Here is a 14,372-nt window from a genome sequence, read left to right on the forward strand (position 1 = left end):
TCGTATTCCTATGCTCGGCGGGCATGGAGCTGATCCAGAACACCCCCGACCTCTCCGCGTACCTGGCGGCCGACGAGGTCATCGACCACCACCATCCCGTCGTACGGCAGACCGCCGCCCGGCTCGCCGCGGACGTACCCGACTCGTATGCCTATGCAGAGGCCGCGTTCGTGTACGTCCGTGACGGGATCCCCCACTCCCAGGACGCCCAGGACCCCCGCGTCACCTGGCGGGCCTCCGACGTCCTGCGACAGCGCACCGGCATCTGCTACGCCAAGGCCCACGCCCTCGCCGCCCTCCTGCGCGCCGAGGACATCCCCACGGCCCTGTGCTATCAGCTCCTGCGCGACGACGACGGTCCCGGCCATGTCGTCCACGGCCTGGTCGCCGTCCGCTTCAACGGGGCCTGGCACCGGCAGGACCCGCGGGGGAACAAGGCGGGGGTGGATGCGCGGTTCTCGTTGACGGGGGAGCGGCTGGCGTGGGTTCCTGACGCGAGGGAGGGTGAGTTGGATTATCAAACCCTCTACGCGGAGCCCCATCCGCTGGTCCTGGAAGCACTTCGCGCGGCCCCCGACCGCGCGACCCTTTGGCGCACGCTCCCTACAGAGCTGCGTCGCCCTGATAGGTCGTTCGACCGCGCCGGCGGGCCGCCGCCCACGACCTGAGCAGCACCACCACGGCACACAGCCCCGCACCCCCGGCGCAGCCGTACGCCCAGGCGGCCAGCCCGTCGGCGGCCGTGATCACGGCGCAGACCAGGGCGCCGACGAGGAGAACGAGCAGCGAGAACGTCTCCCAGTGCCCAGTGCCCAGTACCCAGTGCCCAGTGCGTCGGCCAGGCGCTGGAGCAGGCGGACATGGGCGACGGTCGGATCAACGGGGCCGGGTGCGTCGACGGCAAGCACCCCGAACGCGCGGTCGCCGGCCATCACCGGTACGGCGATCACCGACTTGTAGTCGGCGTTCTGCTGTTGCGGGACGCTGATTTTGCTGGCGTCCTCGCGGGGCGGCGCTGGGCGGCCCGCCCAGTCCTGGGGCTCGCGGGAGAACCGGTGGTTCGTGCGGTCCCCGAGCCGGCAGAACGCGCTGCGGGCCGTGGGCAGCCCTGTCGGGTCGACAGGGGCTGTCAGCATCACCGCTCCCACCAGAACCGACCGAAGGGCGGTGTCACGGTCGCCGCCGCGTGCGGTGGCCAAAGCGGTCGGCGGGGTCGCGGCGTACGGACCGCCTCGCTCCGCGCCTTGTTCTTCTCGCGTTCGTCGAGGACCGTCCCGCTCGCGGTGAAGCCAGAACGACCATCACGGCCAAGGCGGCCATGCCAGCCAGTTCATCCCGCCCCTGGGTCCACAGCCGGGCGGCGTCCTTCGCTACCCGGAGCGAGGGACGCCCGGGTGGCGGTGCCGGTTCCGGTCGGGTCAGCCGATGCCGGCCGCCTTCAGCTGCTCCGGGGTCGGCGCCGTGCCGCCGAGGTGGGCCGGCATCCACCACGTGTCGCTCGCGTTCTTCGGGCGGACCGGGTACGCGCGCTGGGCGGCCTCCAGGAGCTCCTGGACGCGCTCGCGGAGCTGGCGGGTGATGGCGCCCGCGTACTTGTCCTTGGACGCCTCGAACGCCTCGCCGACGCGGATCGTGATCGGGATGTGGCTGCGCTTGAAGTTGCGGGGGTGGCCCTTCGTCCAGAGGCGCTGGGTGCCCCAGACGGCCATCGGGATCAGCGGTACGCCCGCCTCCTGGGCGAGCCGCGCGGCGCCGGACTTGAAGGTCTTGAGGGTGAACGACTGCGAGATCGTCGCCTCGGGGAACACGCCGATGATCTCACCGGAGCGCAGCGAGGTGAGCGCGTGCTGGTAGGCGGCCTCGCCCTGCTTGCGGTCGACGGGGATGTGCTTCATGTTGCGCATCAGAGGGCCGGAGACGCGGTGGCGGAAGACGGACTCCTTGGCCATGAAGCGCACCAGCCGCTTCTGGGGGAGCGCCGCGAGGCCGTCGAAGATGAAGTCCAGGTAGCTGATGTGATTGCTCACCAGCACCGCACCGCCCGTGCGCGGGATGTTCTCCGAGCCCCGACAGTCGATCTTGAGGTCCCAGACCTTGAACAGGGTCTGCGCGAGACCGACGGCGGGACGGTACACAAGCTCTGCCATGGGTGAGGCGGGCCCTTCCTTCTCTCAGCCCGGAAGGGAAACCCCCGGCGGACAAGTTACGCAGCCGTAGGTTTACGGCATGTCGCAGATCGTGCCCCAAGAACGTGCGGCGGGCCAGTCCTGGTTCCTGACCGCGTCGGAGATCCTCGTCACGTCCGCACCTTGATCCACCTCGGGCTTTGATCCTTTCTTTACTCCGCGCGGACCGCGACGCGCCGGACGATCAGGTACAACTCGCAGCCCAGGCAGTACCCGAAGGCCGCGTTCAGGAACGCCGCCGCCAGCGCGAGCCCCGTCGCCGCGAGCCCCAGCCACTCCACCCCGAGGCCGAGGCCGGCCAGCCCCACGCCCGCGAACAGCAGCCCCACGGCCTGTGCGAACCTCGGCGGCTCCGGCGCCTCGAACGCGACCGGCGGCCCGAGCCGGGGCCGTACGGCCGTCCTGAACAGCCACCCGTACGGCGAGCGGGCCACCCCGCCCGCCGCGCCCAGCGCGAACGCCAGCGTCTGCCAGGCGAGCAGCCAGGCGCTGCCGGTGATCAGCGCGACCGCCAGTACGGCGGTCGTGACGGCCGCGCCGAAGCGTGGCCCACGTGCGTCGATGTCCATGAAGCCAGCATTCCGCATCGGAAACGGTCAGGGGAGCCGGGAATGTTTGCGGTCTCGTGAACGCTTGAGCGGCTGATGACCGGACTCATGGTGTGTGTCGCGGTGCTCGCTGCGGCGAGCGCCTACGGAGTGCTGCACAGGCGGCACGGCGGGAGGGTACGCGTGCGCGCACGGGACGACGGCAGACGGCTGGACGCCGTACGGCTCGGCGCCGAACTCGGCGAGCGGGCCACCCTCGTCCAGTTCTCCAGCGCCTTCTGCGCACCCTGCCGGGCGACGAGGCGGACCCTCGGCGAGGTGGCCGGCATGGTCCCCGGCGTCGCGCACATAGAGATCGACGCCGAGCAGCACCTCGACCTCGTCCGCGACCTCGGCATCCTCAAGACGCCGACCGTGCTCGTCCTGGACGCCGGCGGGAACGTCGTACGGCGCGCGAGCGGTCAGCCGCGCAAGGCGGACGTCATCGCCGCGCTGGGGGAGGCGGTGTGACGGAGCGGCAGCTTCCAGATCCCGGAACGCCCTTGACTGGACATGCCACCTATCGTCAGCCTGACGTCATGCCTGAGGAACTCCTTCTCTACGGGCGGGTCCATGTCGACCTGGCCCGGAGCACCGCGAGCGCACGTTGTCCGGGCCGCTGAGCACCCCGGACCCCGCTCGTCACTTCAGCCCGAAGGACACCCTGATGACGGCCTCGCCCGACCTCGCTGCCGCTCAGCCCGCCTCCCCCGACCTCCTTCGCTCCGTCTTCCGCCGGCACGCCGCCGGTGTGGCCGTGATCACCGCCTCCGGCGAGCACGGCCCCGTCGGATTCACCGCCACCTCCCTCACCTCCGTCTCCGCCGAACCCGCGCTGCTCTCCTTCGGCATCGGCACCGGCGCCTCCAGCTGGCCCGCGATATCCCGCGCGCAACACGTCGGCGTGCACCTGCTCGGCGAGCACCAGGCCGACCTGGCAGCCACCTTCGCGCGCAGCGGCGCCGACCGCTTCGGCGCGCCCACCGCCTGGCGCGAGGGCCCCGAAGGGGTGCCCGTCCTGGACGACGTCCTTGCCTGGCTGGTGTGCCGCGTGCACACGCGCGTGCCCGCGGGCGACCACCGCATCGTGCTCGCGGAGGTCGTTCTCGGCGACCCCACGCGCGCGGGACGGCCGCTGCTCTACCACCAGGGACGGTTCAACGCGCTGCGCGACTGAGACCGTTCCCCCGCCCCCTGCGGGGCCGTCGGGTTCCGGTTACGCTGCGTTGCGAAGGTCACAGTTCAAAGCGCTTGCTTAGCGGGCATGAACTGGGTGTACTGGTGAGTAATATTCGGGTCGGAGGCGGGCCGCCCCCGATCCGGGAACGGCCTCTTCAGGCGCCTATGCTGCCTGTAAGTAGGCAGCCGAGAACTGACGATGCAGTAGGAGAGCCGGCGTGAGCTTGAGGATCGTTGTCACTGTGAAGTACGTGCCCGACGCCACTGGCGACCGGCACTTCGCCGATGACCTGACCGTCGACCGGGACGACGTGGACGGTCTGCTCTCCGAGCTCGACGAGTACGCGGTCGAACAGGCCCTCCAGATCTCCGAGAACTCCGACGACGACGTCGAGGTCACCGTTCTCACCGTCGGCCCCGAGGACGCCAAGGACGCCCTGCGCAAGGCCCTCTCCATGGGCGCCGACAAGGCGATCCACGTCGAGGACGACGACCTGCACGGCACCGACGTCCTCGGCACCTCCCTGGTGCTCGCCAAGGCCATCGAGAAGGCCGGCTTCGACCTCGTCGTCTCCGGCATGGCCTCCACCGACGGCGGCGGCGGTGTCGTCCCCGCGCTGATCGCCGAGCGCCTCGGCGTCCCGCAGGTCACGCTGCTGTCCCAGGTCGAGGTCGAGGACGGCGTCGTCAAGGGCCGCCGCGACGGCGACGCCGCGTCCGAGCAGCTCGAAGCGTCCCTGCCGGCCGTCGTGTCCGTCACCGACCAGTCCGGCGAGGCGCGTTACCCGTCCTTCAAGGGCATCATGGCCGCCAAGAAGAAGCCGGTCGAGTCCTGGGACCTGTCCGACCTCGACATCGAGGCCGAAGAGGTCGGCCTGGACGGCGCCTGGACCAAGGTCGACGACGCGACCGCGCGCCCGGCCCGCACGGCCGGCACGATCGTCAAGGACGAGGGCGAGGGCGGCAAGCAGCTCGCTGAGTTCCTCGCGGGCCAGAAGTTCATCTAGGCCCCGCGCGCGGGGCAGAGGTTCGTCCAGGCCCCTTGCTGACCGCCCTTCAACTTCGTTTCGCAGGAGATCATTCCCATGGCTGAAGTCCTCGTCTACGTCGACCACGCGGACGGCGCCGTCCGCAAGCCCACCCTTGAGCTGCTGACGCTCGCCCGCCGCATCGGCGAGCCCGTCGCGGTCGCGCTGGGCAACGGCGCCGCCGGTACGGCCGCCGTCCTCGCCGAGCACGGCGCGACGCGCGTTCTGACGCACGAGGCGTCCGAGTACGCCGACTACCTCGTCGTCCCCAAGGTCGACGCCCTCCAGGCCGCCTACGCCGCCGTCTCCCCGGCCGCCGTCCTGGTCTCCTCCTCCGCCGAGGGCAAGGAGATCGCCGCCCGCCTCGCGCTGCGCATCGAGGCCGGTCTGATCACCGACGCGACCGACCTGGAGGCCGGTGACGAGGGCCCGGTGGCCACACAGGCCGTGTTCGCCGCGTCGTTCACCACCAGGTCCCGCGTCATCAAGGGCACGCCGGTCATCACCGTCAAGCCCAACTCCGCCGCCGTCGAGGCCGCCCCGGCCGCAGGCGCCGTCGAGGACCTCGCGGTGTCGTTCTCCGCCGCTGCCACCGGTACGAAGATCACCGGCCGCACCCCGCGCGAGTCGACCGGGCGTCCGGAGCTGACCGAGGCCGCGATCGTCGTCTCCGGCGGCCGTGGCGTCAACGGCGCCGAGAACTTCGGGATCATCGAGGCCCTCGCGGACTCCCTCGGCGCGGCCGTCGGCGCCTCCCGCGCCGCCGTCGACGCCGGCTGGTACCCGCACACCAACCAGGTCGGCCAGACCGGCAAGTCCGTCTCGCCGCAGCTGTACATCGCCAACGGCATCTCCGGCGCGATCCAGCACCGCGCGGGCATGCAGACGTCCAAGACGATCGTCGCGGTCAACAAGGACGCCGAGGCGCCGATCTTCGACCTCGTGGACTACGGCGTCGTCGGCGACCTGTTCGACGTGGTGCCGCAGCTCACGGAGGAGATCAACACCCGCAAGGGCTGATCTCCGGGTTGTACGAGGCCCTGTGACCGGTGTTCCGGTCGCGGGGCCTCTGGCGTGCGTGGGGGGGGCTATGTCAGGTCCACGCTCGCGCACACCGGCAGGTGGTCGCTCGGGTACTGGCCCCCGCGCGTGTAGGTGTCCACCCAGGCTCTCCGCGCGCGTACGCCGGGTGTGGCCAGCACCCAGTCGATCCGCCAGCCGTCCGCCACCAGGCCGCGGTAGTTGTGGAACGTCCCGAACGACGGCCCGCGCGTGAGGGCGCTGTCCCACGTGTCGACGAGGTCCGCGCGCAGCAGCGTGTCGTACACCTCGTTGCCGTGCGCCGCGACGTTGAAGTCCCCGAGCAGCAGGGCGGGGTGGGTGAGCGCGCTCATCCGGGCGGCGATGAGAGACGCCGCACGCGCGCGTGCGTACTGGCTGCGGTGGTCCAGGTGCGTGTTGAGGACGTAGAACTCCCGGCCGGGGCCCAGCCGGTCCCGGAACCGGACCCAGGTGCACATCCGGACGAACGCGGCGCCCCAGGTGTTCGACGCGAGGTCCTCCGGCGTGTCCGAGAGGGCGTACGTGCCGTGCGCGAGGGGCTTGAGGCGGGTCGTGTCGTAGTAGACCGCCAGGGACTCGTCCGTCGTACGGCCCTCAAGTCCCGTACCGATCCACGCGTACCGGGGCCCGAGGTCGGCGGCGATGTCCAGGATCTGCCCGTGCACGCCCTCCTGGGTGCCGACGACGGACGGGGCGGCCCGCAGGAGCGGTTCGCGGGTCACGGGGCGGCGTGCGGCCCAGCTGTTGGGCTCCTGGGCGCTGGCGAAGCGGAGGTTGAAGGTCATGGCCCTCAGCGGGGGGACGGGCTGTACGGGTCGCGCCGACTGGTTCGGGAGCTCGGCCTCGTCGACGTGGGCCTGCGAGGCTCGTACGGTGCCCAGCAGCGGGACGGCCAGGGCCGCCGCCAGGGCGGTCCTCAGCCCCGCGCGCCGCGTCACTTTGCCGGTGCCCGTCATGTGCGCCCCCTCGCCTCGGGGATCAGGATGAGGGTGCGAACCGCTGGGCGAAAGAGGGTCCGGGTGAAGAAAAGGATCAGCGGGAGTGAACCGTTTCGAGGGGCCGCAGCGATGAAGGGGTACGAGGCGGGCCGAGGGGACCGCTGGGTGGACGGGGTGTTGACCGGCGGCAAGATCCGTTGTTGGCTTCCGTCGCCGGAGTGTTGATTCCGTAGAGCGGAAAACTGGAGGGTGCGGGATGGGGTCAGGGCAGCAGGAGCCGGTCGTGACGAGCCTGGCGGGCGCCGTCGGCGAGGAGATCGCCGCCCGGCTCGCCCCGGTCGACGTGGAGCTGGCCCGCCGCTACCCCGGCGACCCCGGCACCCGCCAGCCCGTCCACACCGTGTACGTCCCCGGGGACGTCTTCGCCGCCGACACCGTCCGCGCCTGGGGCGACCGCGCGCTCACCGCCCTCGACGAACACGCCCCGGACGCCGCCTCCTTCGCCGCCGTCCTCGGCCTCGCCGACGACCTCGCCGAACCCGTGTACGCGCGCGTGCGGGCCAAGCTGGAGCGCGAACCGGTGGAAGACCTGCGCGTCGACTTCGAGGACGGGTACGGCCCCCGCCCCGACGCGCAGGAGGACCAGCACGCGGCCCACGCCGCCCGTCTGGTCGCCCGCGCGTACCGGGACGGCACCGCCGCGCCGTACACCGGCATCCGCATGAAGTGCATGGAGGCCGCCGTCCGCGACCGGGGCATCCGCACGCTCGACATCTTCCTCAGCGGCCTCATGGAGGCGGGCGGGCTGCCCGACGGGCTCGTCCTGACCCTCCCCAAGGTGACCTATCCCGAGCAGGTCACCGCCATGGTCCGGCTCCTGGAGGCGTTCGAGCGGACCCGCGGCCTCGACAGCGGGCGCATCGGCTTCGAGATCCAGATCGAGACCAGCCAGGCCGTGCTCGCCGCCGACGGCACCGCGACGGTCGCCCGCATGATCGACGCCGCCGAGGGGCGTGCCACCGGGCTGCACTACGGCACGTTCGACTACAGCGCCTCCCTCGGCGTCTCCGCCGCGCACCAGGCCAGTGACCATCCCGCCGCCGACCATGCCAAGGCCGTCATGCAGGTCGCCGCCGCGGGCACGGGCGTACGTGTCTGCGACGGTTCCACGAACGTCCTGCCGGTCGGGTCCACCGAGAAGGTCCACGATGCCTGGCGGCTGCACTACGGGCTGACGCGGCGCGCTCTTGCCCGCGCCTACTACCAGGGGTGGGACATGCATCCCGGGCACCTGCCGACCCGGTACGCCGCCGTGTTCGCGTTCTACCGGGAGGGGTTCGCGCAGGCCGCCGCGCGGCTCTCGCGGTATGCCAGCCGTACCGCCGGGGACGTCATGGATGAGCCGGCCACGGCGAAGGCGCTCAGTGGGTATCTGCTGCGGGGGCTGGACTGTGGGGCGCTGGATGTGGATGAGGTGGGGGAGGGGAGTGGGCTGACGCGGGGGGAGCTGGAGGAGTTCGCGGGGCGGCGGAAGGGGGTGTGAGGGAGCTTGCGGGTTGCCGGGGGGTGGTGACGGCGGGCGGTGCTGAGGGGGCTTCTTCGGGTGCCGGTCGGCCCGAGGGGGCCGACCGGTGTTGTGCCGAGGGGGGCAGGCGCCGGTGAGGGCTACTCCCCGTTGGTGTACGGGCGCGTGATGATCTCCATCGTGTGTCCGGACGGGTCCAGGAAGTAGACGCCACGGCCGCCGTAGTAGTGGTTGATCCGGCCCGGGCGCCGCAGGTGCGGATCGTCGAAGTACTCGATCTTCGCCTCCTCGATCCGGGCGAACGCGGCGTCGAACTCCTCGTCGGTCACGAGGAAGGCGTAATGCTGGGTGGTGATCGAATCCTCCGGCACGGTGAGGAAGTCCAGCGACACGCCGTTCGCGGTGTTCACGGGGAGGAAGGGGCCGAGCGGCGGGGCGACCTCGAGTCCGAGGACGTGGGCGAGGAAGTGCGCGGATTCGTGCTGGTCCCGGGCGGCCACGATGGTGTGGTTCAGTTCGACAGACATCTGTGGAGTGCCTCCGTAAGGCAATCTCACAGGCACCTCCATGCCGCACCGGGACGGTGACCGGCACGCGATGCCTTGCCTCCGACGATAACTCAGCTTCCCGGCCTGCCTGACCTGCGGGGAAGCGTTTCGGTCTGGGGGCGGAGGTGTTCCAGGCCGGACGTCGTGACCAGTTTTTCCTCCCACAGCAGTCGGGTGCCCCGGTCGCACAACTCCGCGTCCGCGCGGGCCCGTTCGCTGAACTGCTCCGGGGTCGTACCGAAGAGGCGTCGCAACTCCGGTGAACCCTTGAGGAGTTCGGCGATCAATGTGCGCTGGTCTCCATGGCGGCGCGGGGTTCCCGTGCCGTCGTGCAGGACGCCGTGGCGGTTCACGTAGACATAAGTCCCGGGCAGTGCATGGCCGTTCTCCAGCTCCACCCCGAACTCCGGCGCGGGCAGCCGGACTCGGGCGTAGTTCCCCTGGGGCGAGTGTGCGCCCTCGCTGGCGTCGACGGCTTTCAGCTGCTCGTCGTCCAGCCAGATGACGAACAACTCCCGTGTGACGTCCGGGGCGTTGAGCGGCGACGCGGAGACGTAGCCCATCCGGCTCACGTGCGCGGAGACGCCGATGTCGAGGCCGGTGACGTGTGCCTTCGTCATCGGGATGGGGGAGGTGATGCCGAACTCGTCCATCTTGTGCCGCAGTTGGCCGGGGCAGGCGTTGGAGCCGACGGCCAGGACGGGGGTGCGGTCGGGGTGGGTCAGGCGGTCCAGGGGGAGGAGGCGGTCGCCCTGGAGGAGGGCGGAGGCGGTGGGCCAGGGGCCGGGGTAGGTGAGGGGGTGGTCCCGGGGGGCTTGGGCGAGGCCCAGGGCGGTGAGGGTGGAGGCGGAGAGGGGCATGTGAGGTGTCCTATACCACCGGGGCGGTACCACGCACCGACGCGGTGTCCCCCGTTCCGCCGTGTCGTGGAAGGGTTGCCGTATGGCCGACGCGAGTTTCCGACCCGACCTGTACCGGGGCACCGCCGGTTACTACGACCGCTTCCGCCTCGCCTACCCCGACACGATGCTCACCGACCTGATCCGCCGTACGTCTCCGTCCGGACACGGACGCCTGCTGGACCTGGCCTGCGGCACCGGTCAGCTCGCCTTTCCGCTGCGTGCCGGGTTCGGGGAGGCGTGGGCGGTGGATACGGAGGCTGACATGGGGGAGGTGATCCGCGCGAAGGTGGCGGCCGACGGGGGCGTGGCCGGTGTTGGGGAGGCGAGTTGTGGGGACGCGGCCTTCGTCCGGGCCGTCACGGCCAAGGCGGCGGTCACCGGTGACGCGGTCGATGTTGGGGCCGGCATCGCCGGAGTGGCGGCCCGTGGGGACGCGGTTGATGTCAGGGTCGGCACTGCCAGGGAGGCGAGTCGCGACGGCGTGGCCCACGTCCGGGTCGTCACCGCCAAAGCCGAGGAACTGGACATGGACGCCGGAAGCGTTGAACTCGTCGTCATCGGCAACGCCTTTCACCGCCTGCCCCGGGATTTGGTCGCCCGGCGTGCCCTGACCTGGCTCGAACCCGGCGGGCACCTGGCCCTCTGCTGGTCGACGAGTCCCTGGACGGGCCGCTGGACCGGCAGCGCGCGTTCGGTGACGTCCTGCGCCGGTGGCAGGAGGCATTGGGGGCGACGAGCCGGGTGCCGTCCGGCGCCGAGCAGCGCCGGCAGGCGGACCCCGACCGGGAGGTGCTTTCCCGCGCCGGGTTCGAGCCCGCGGTACGGCACGAGTTCGCGGTCGAGCACCGCTGGACGGTCGAGGAACTCGCCGGGCACGTCCGCTCGACGTCCTTCTTGCCGCCGTCCGTACTCGCGGACCGCGCCACGGAGTTCGACGGCGACCTCGGGACCGTACTCAGCCCCTACGCGACCGACGGCCACCTGACCGAGACGGTGAGCTTCGCGTACGACCTGGCGTGCAAGCCGGGCCGGTCCGCCGGCTGACCGGCTGCCGTACGGGTTCGCCCGGGGCCGGGACGTCCGCTCGGTGCGCATCCCTGTCGGCTCCGCCTTGTCGAGCCGGTTCGGGTGTCCTGCGGAAGCTCGGGAACGGCCGCTCACCGCCACTCTCGTCCAACGAGGAACGGCCGCTCACCGCATCCCCCGTCGGCCCCGCCTCGCTGATCCCGCCCAGGCGTTTCGCCGACCCGGAGACGGCCGTTCCGGCTCGGGTGCCCTCCCCGGCCCGGGGAAGGCCGTTCGCTGCACCCCTGTTGGCCTCCGCCGCGTCCAGTTGGTTCGGGCGTCCCCTGGAGGTCCGGAAGCGGCTGCGCACCGCATCTCTTGCCTGGCCCCGCCTCGTCGGCCGGCTCAGGCTCGCCCTGTCGGCCCGGAGCGGCCGTTCCGGCTCAGGTGGCTCCCGGTCCGGGGAGGGCCCGTTTGCCGCCCCCGTCGGCTCCGCTCGTCGATCCCGCTGGGTTCCTTGCCGGCCCGGAGGCGGTCGTTCGGGTCCAGGCGTCCGCCTGACCTCGGGGTGGCCGTTCAGTCCGCCGGTGGCAGTTCCCCCGACCCCCGGGCGATCAGCCGGGTCGGCAGGACGATGTGTTCGGGGGCTATGTGGGTGCCTTCGAGTTGCTGGAAGAGGCGTTCCGCGGCGGTGCGGCCGATGATCGCCGCGTCCTGGGAGATGACCGTCACGCCGGGCTGGAGGAGGTCGGCGAGTTCGAGGTCGTCGAAGCCGATGAGGGCGACGCGGCGGGCGTGTTCGGCGAGGACGCGGATGACGGTGACCGTGACCCGGTTGTTGCCGGCGAAGATCGCGGTGACCGGCGAGGGCCCCGACAGCATCAGCTCGGCGGCGCGGCGTACCCGGTCGGGGCTGGTGACGCCGAGGGACATCCAGTCGTCCTCGACGGTTATCCCGGCGTCGCCCATGGCGGCCCGGTAGCCGCGCAGGCGCTCGGCGGCCGTGTGGATGCGCGGCATGTCGCCGATGAACCCGATTCTGCGGTGCCCGTGCGCGAGGAGGTGGGCGACGCCTTCGAGGGCCCCGCCGAAGTTGTCGGACAGGACGCAGTCGGCGTCGATCCGCCCGGCCGGCCGGTCGACGAACACCGTCGCGACGCCCGCCTTGATCTCCGGCTCCAGGTACCGGTGGTCGTCGCCCGCCGGGATCACCACGAGCCCGTCGACCCGCCGCGCGCACAACGCCAGCGCCAGCTCCTGCTCGCGCTCGGGGTCCTCGGCGCTGGAGCCGTTGATCAGCAGGGCGCCGTGCGAACGGGCCACCTCCTCGACCGCGCGGCTCAGCGGGCCGTAGAACGGGTCGGCGAGGTCTTCGAGGACCAGCCCGATGCTCGCCGTACGGCCCTTGCGCAGTACGCGCGCGCTGTCGTTGCGGCGGAAGCCCAGCGCGTCGATCGCCTCCTGCACGCGCCGCTCGGTCTCGGGGGTGACGCCGGGTTCGCCGTTGACGACGCGGGAGACGGTCTTGAGTCCGACACCGGCGCGGGCGGCGACGTCCTTCATCGTGGGACGGTTGCCGTAGCGGGCGGTGGTCAGGGAGGCGGCGCGTCGGGGCGTCTCTGGCACGATGCGGGGTCCTGTTCCTGTCGGCCTCGGGGGTACGGCGATGTCCGGGTTTGCGGGGGTCGCGCGATCCCTGGGGTTGTATGAGGATGTGGCGTCGAGCATAGAGCCTGGACAACGTTGTCAGATGCCGAGAGACTGTCCGACGCCTTCTCCGGTCCGCGTCCCCCACCGCTGGACCGGCCCGCTCTTTTCCACGGTCGACTGGGGAGAACCGAGACTTTGATGCACACCGACCTCGTGGCCGCGCTCGACATCGGCGGCACCAAGATCGCCGGCGCCCTGGTGGACGGCGACGGCGCGATCGTGGCCCGCGCACAGCGGCCGACCCCCGCGCGTGAGGACGGCGAGACCGTGATGGGCGCCGTCGAGGCGGTGCTCGGAGAGCTGACCGCGTCGCCGCTGTGGGACCGCGTCCACAGCGTCGGGATCGGCAGCGCGGGCCCCGTGGACGCCTCCGCGGGCACGGTCAGCCCGGTCAACGTGCCCGGCTGGCGCGGCTTCCCGCTCGTCCCGCGCGTGCGCGCGGTCACCGGTGAGCTGCCCGTCGAGCTGATCGGCGACGGGGTCGCCATCACCGCCGCCGAGCACTGGCAGGGCGCCGCGCGCGGGCACGACAACGCGCTCTGCATGGTCGTCTCCACCGGCGTCGGCGGGGGCCTGGTCCTGGGCGGCCGGCTCCACCCGGGGCCCACCGGGAACGCCGGCCACATCGGGCACATCTCCGTCGACCTCGACGGCGACGACTGCCCGTGCGGTGGGCGCGGCTGCGTCGAGCGCATCGCCAGCGGCCCCAACATCGCCCGCCGCGCCCTCGACAACGGCTGGCGCCCCGGACCCGACGGCGACGCCACGGCAGCCGCTGTCGCCGCCGCCGCGCGCGCGGGCGACCCGGCCGCCCTCGCGTCCTTCGACCGCGCCGCCCAAGCCCTCGCGGCGGGCATCGCGGCGACCGCGACGCTCGTCGAGATCGACATCGTCGTGATCGGCGGGGGCGTGGGGAAGGCCGGGGACATCCTCTTCGGGCCGCTGCGCCGCCATCTCGCCGACTACGCCACGCTGTCCTTCGTCCAGGGGCTGACGATCGTGCCGGCTCAGATGGGGACGGACGCGGGGTTGGTGGGGGCGGCTGCGGCGGCGCTCGTGCGGCAGGAGGGGGCCGCGGCGGCGGGGGTGTAGCTGCGGGGCGCCGTGCGCGCGGGAGGGGTGGCCGGTTTCGGGCACGCGCGTGGAGGTGCGGGGGGATGCGCCGGGCGCGTGGGGGTGCCGGTATCGGGACGGTCCCACGCGCGCGGACGCGTGTTGCGAGTTGCGAGTTGCGGTCCCGCGCGCGGGAGGTGTGGGGGGTGCACTGCGCGGTGAGGCGGTCGCGCATCGTTGCGGTCCCGCGCGCGGGAGGTGTGGTTCGGGTCCGGCACGGCCCTGCACGTGCGCGTGGACGTGCGGTTCGGGTACGGGGCGATGCGCCACGCGTGCGTGCCTGTCCGGGGCGTGTTCCCCGCCCGTGCGCCCTGTCCTCGTCAACCCCGTGCGTGACCTCTCGCCCGGCGGGGGCGTTGGAGTGGGCATGAAGAAGCGCAGCATGCTTGCCATCGCCTCCCTGGCCACCGGGTTCGTCGTCGCCGCGATCACGCCGTCGCACGGGGCGGACCACGACAAACTCGGGGGGCTCGACGTGGGGGACACGCTCAGCCAGCTCGACCACACGGTGGCCGACGACAGTCTGGCCGTCGACGACAACGCGCTCGGGCAGGGCGGCTGACGAAAGCCGTACGCGAGCGCGAGGCGC

General features: G+C 72.0%; 16 protein-coding genes and 1 pseudogene. 10 read left to right on the forward strand and 7 right to left on the reverse strand.

Annotated features, from left to right (window positions below; genetic code table 11):
* The first annotated feature begins 23 nt into the window (after positions 1-23).
* Positions 24-668, forward strand: a complete 645-nt coding sequence (locus ACQCO7_RS37355; RefSeq protein WP_464075960.1) for a transglutaminase domain-containing protein — start codon at positions 24-26, stop codon at positions 666-668.
* 78 nt (positions 669-746) lie between these two features.
* Here the strand turns inward: ACQCO7_RS37355 and ACQCO7_RS37360 are convergent, their stop codons facing one another.
* The 3 genes from ACQCO7_RS37360 to ACQCO7_RS37370 form a co-directional block, all read right to left on the reverse strand.
* A complete protein-coding gene (locus ACQCO7_RS37360) occupies positions 747-1,136 on the reverse strand; it encodes a GAF domain-containing protein (RefSeq protein ID WP_464075961.1) in 390 nt (129 codons plus the stop codon).
* 282 nt (positions 1,137-1,418) lie between these two features.
* The gene (locus tag ACQCO7_RS37365) at positions 1,419-2,147 is read right to left on the reverse strand and encodes a lysophospholipid acyltransferase family protein (protein ID WP_464075962.1); all 729 of its coding nucleotides are present in this window, start codon (positions 2,145-2,147) and stop codon (positions 1,419-1,421) included.
* A gap of 191 nt (positions 2,148-2,338) precedes the next feature.
* Complete coding sequence (locus ACQCO7_RS37370; protein WP_464075963.1) at positions 2,339-2,755, reverse strand: DUF4395 domain-containing protein; 417 nt, start codon at positions 2,753-2,755, stop codon at positions 2,339-2,341.
* A 75-nt stretch (positions 2,756-2,830) separates the two neighbouring features.
* Between ACQCO7_RS37370 and ACQCO7_RS37375 the strand changes: the two genes are divergently transcribed.
* The 4 genes from ACQCO7_RS37375 (at position 2,831) to ACQCO7_RS37390 (ending at position 6,000) form a co-directional block, all read left to right on the forward strand.
* Positions 2,831-3,244, forward strand: a complete 414-nt coding sequence (locus tag ACQCO7_RS37375; RefSeq protein WP_464075964.1) for a TlpA family protein disulfide reductase — start codon at positions 2,831-2,833, stop codon at positions 3,242-3,244.
* A gap of 196 nt (positions 3,245-3,440) precedes the next feature.
* A complete protein-coding gene (locus ACQCO7_RS37380; RefSeq protein WP_464075965.1) occupies positions 3,441-3,950 on the forward strand; it encodes a flavin reductase family protein in 510 nt (169 codons plus the stop codon).
* A gap of 220 nt (positions 3,951-4,170) precedes the next feature.
* Positions 4,171-4,959: an electron transfer flavoprotein subunit beta/FixA family protein gene (locus ACQCO7_RS37385; protein ID WP_464075966.1), complete on the forward strand. Its 789-nt coding sequence runs from the start codon at positions 4,171-4,173 to the stop codon at positions 4,957-4,959.
* Between the two features lie 78 nt (positions 4,960-5,037).
* Positions 5,038-6,000, forward strand: coding sequence for an electron transfer flavoprotein subunit alpha/FixB family protein (locus ACQCO7_RS37390; RefSeq protein WP_464075967.1), 963 nt, complete (start codon positions 5,038-5,040; stop codon positions 5,998-6,000).
* A gap of 68 nt (positions 6,001-6,068) precedes the next feature.
* Here the strand turns inward: ACQCO7_RS37390 and ACQCO7_RS37395 are convergent, their stop codons facing one another.
* Complete coding sequence (locus ACQCO7_RS37395) at positions 6,069-6,998, reverse strand: endonuclease/exonuclease/phosphatase family protein (RefSeq protein ID WP_464075968.1); 930 nt, start codon at positions 6,996-6,998, stop codon at positions 6,069-6,071.
* 238 nt (positions 6,999-7,236) lie between these two features.
* On the opposite strand from ACQCO7_RS37395, the gene ACQCO7_RS37400 reads away from it, so the two are divergent.
* Positions 7,237-8,523, forward strand: a complete 1,287-nt coding sequence (locus ACQCO7_RS37400; protein ID WP_464075969.1) for a DUF6986 family protein — start codon at positions 7,237-7,239, stop codon at positions 8,521-8,523.
* 122 nt (positions 8,524-8,645) lie between these two features.
* Here ACQCO7_RS37400 and ACQCO7_RS37405 read toward each other — a convergent pair whose 3' ends face one another.
* Together ACQCO7_RS37405 and ACQCO7_RS37410 are read right to left on the reverse strand one after the other, a co-directional pair.
* Positions 8,646-9,032: a VOC family protein gene (locus tag ACQCO7_RS37405; protein ID WP_464075970.1), complete on the reverse strand. Its 387-nt coding sequence runs from the start codon at positions 9,030-9,032 to the stop codon at positions 8,646-8,648.
* Positions 9,033-9,124: 92 nt separating this feature from the next.
* Positions 9,125-9,913, reverse strand: coding sequence for a hypothetical protein (locus ACQCO7_RS37410; RefSeq protein ID WP_464075971.1), 789 nt, complete (start codon positions 9,911-9,913; stop codon positions 9,125-9,127).
* A gap of 304 nt (positions 9,914-10,217) precedes the next feature.
* On the opposite strand from ACQCO7_RS37410, the pseudogene ACQCO7_RS37415 reads away from it, so the two are divergent.
* Positions 10,218-10,583, forward strand: a pseudogene (locus ACQCO7_RS37415) (hypothetical protein); the annotation flags it as partial.
* 95 nt (positions 10,584-10,678) lie between these two features.
* Entirely contained in the window at positions 10,679-10,999 is a 321-nt protein-coding gene (locus tag ACQCO7_RS37420) for a hypothetical protein (protein WP_464077449.1), read from the forward strand.
* Positions 11,000-11,536: 537 nt separating this feature from the next.
* Here the strand turns inward: ACQCO7_RS37420 and ACQCO7_RS37425 are convergent.
* Positions 11,537-12,586, reverse strand: a complete 1,050-nt coding sequence (locus ACQCO7_RS37425) for a LacI family DNA-binding transcriptional regulator (protein ID WP_464075972.1) — start codon at positions 12,584-12,586, stop codon at positions 11,537-11,539.
* A gap of 222 nt (positions 12,587-12,808) precedes the next feature.
* Between ACQCO7_RS37425 and ACQCO7_RS37430 the strand changes: the two genes are divergently transcribed.
* Both ACQCO7_RS37430 and ACQCO7_RS37435 read left to right on the forward strand, forming a co-directional pair.
* Positions 12,809-13,762, forward strand: coding sequence for an ROK family protein (locus ACQCO7_RS37430; RefSeq protein WP_464075973.1), 954 nt, complete (start codon positions 12,809-12,811; stop codon positions 13,760-13,762).
* 388 nt (positions 13,763-14,150) lie between these two features.
* Entirely contained in the window at positions 14,151-14,345 is a 195-nt protein-coding gene (locus ACQCO7_RS37435; protein ID WP_010352981.1) for a hypothetical protein, read from the forward strand.
* Positions 14,346-14,372 lie beyond the last annotated feature (27 nt).

The organism is Streptomyces saintjeani (genome assembly GCF_055409605.1).

Excerpts from the sequence above, each read along its gene's own strand:
- ACQCO7_RS37355 (WP_464075960.1), top strand. The coding sequence starts at position 24 with ATGGAGCTGATCCAGAACACCCCCGACCTCTCCGCGTACCTGGCGGCC.
- ACQCO7_RS37360 (WP_464075961.1), bottom strand. The coding sequence starts at position 1,136 with ATGCTGACAGCCCCTGTCGACCCGACAGGGCTGCCCACGGCCCGCAGC.
- ACQCO7_RS37365 (WP_464075962.1), bottom strand. The coding sequence starts at position 2,147 with ATGGCAGAGCTTGTGTACCGTCCCGCCGTCGGTCTCGCGCAGACCCTG.
- ACQCO7_RS37370 (WP_464075963.1), bottom strand. The coding sequence starts at position 2,755 with ATGGACATCGACGCACGTGGGCCACGCTTCGGCGCGGCCGTCACGACC.
- ACQCO7_RS37375 (WP_464075964.1), top strand. The coding sequence starts at position 2,831 with ATGACCGGACTCATGGTGTGTGTCGCGGTGCTCGCTGCGGCGAGCGCC.
- ACQCO7_RS37380 (WP_464075965.1), top strand. The coding sequence starts at position 3,441 with ATGACGGCCTCGCCCGACCTCGCTGCCGCTCAGCCCGCCTCCCCCGAC.
- ACQCO7_RS37390 (WP_464075967.1), top strand. The coding sequence starts at position 5,038 with ATGGCTGAAGTCCTCGTCTACGTCGACCACGCGGACGGCGCCGTCCGC.
- ACQCO7_RS37395 (WP_464075968.1), bottom strand. The coding sequence starts at position 6,998 with ATGACGGGCACCGGCAAAGTGACGCGGCGCGCGGGGCTGAGGACCGCC.
- ACQCO7_RS37400 (WP_464075969.1), top strand. The coding sequence starts at position 7,237 with ATGGGGTCAGGGCAGCAGGAGCCGGTCGTGACGAGCCTGGCGGGCGCC.
- ACQCO7_RS37405 (WP_464075970.1), bottom strand. The coding sequence starts at position 9,032 with ATGTCTGTCGAACTGAACCACACCATCGTGGCCGCCCGGGACCAGCAC.
- ACQCO7_RS37410 (WP_464075971.1), bottom strand. The coding sequence starts at position 9,913 with ATGCCCCTCTCCGCCTCCACCCTCACCGCCCTGGGCCTCGCCCAAGCC.
- ACQCO7_RS37430 (WP_464075973.1), top strand. The coding sequence starts at position 12,809 with ATGCACACCGACCTCGTGGCCGCGCTCGACATCGGCGGCACCAAGATC.
- ACQCO7_RS37435 (WP_010352981.1), top strand. The coding sequence starts at position 14,151 with ATGAAGAAGCGCAGCATGCTTGCCATCGCCTCCCTGGCCACCGGGTTC.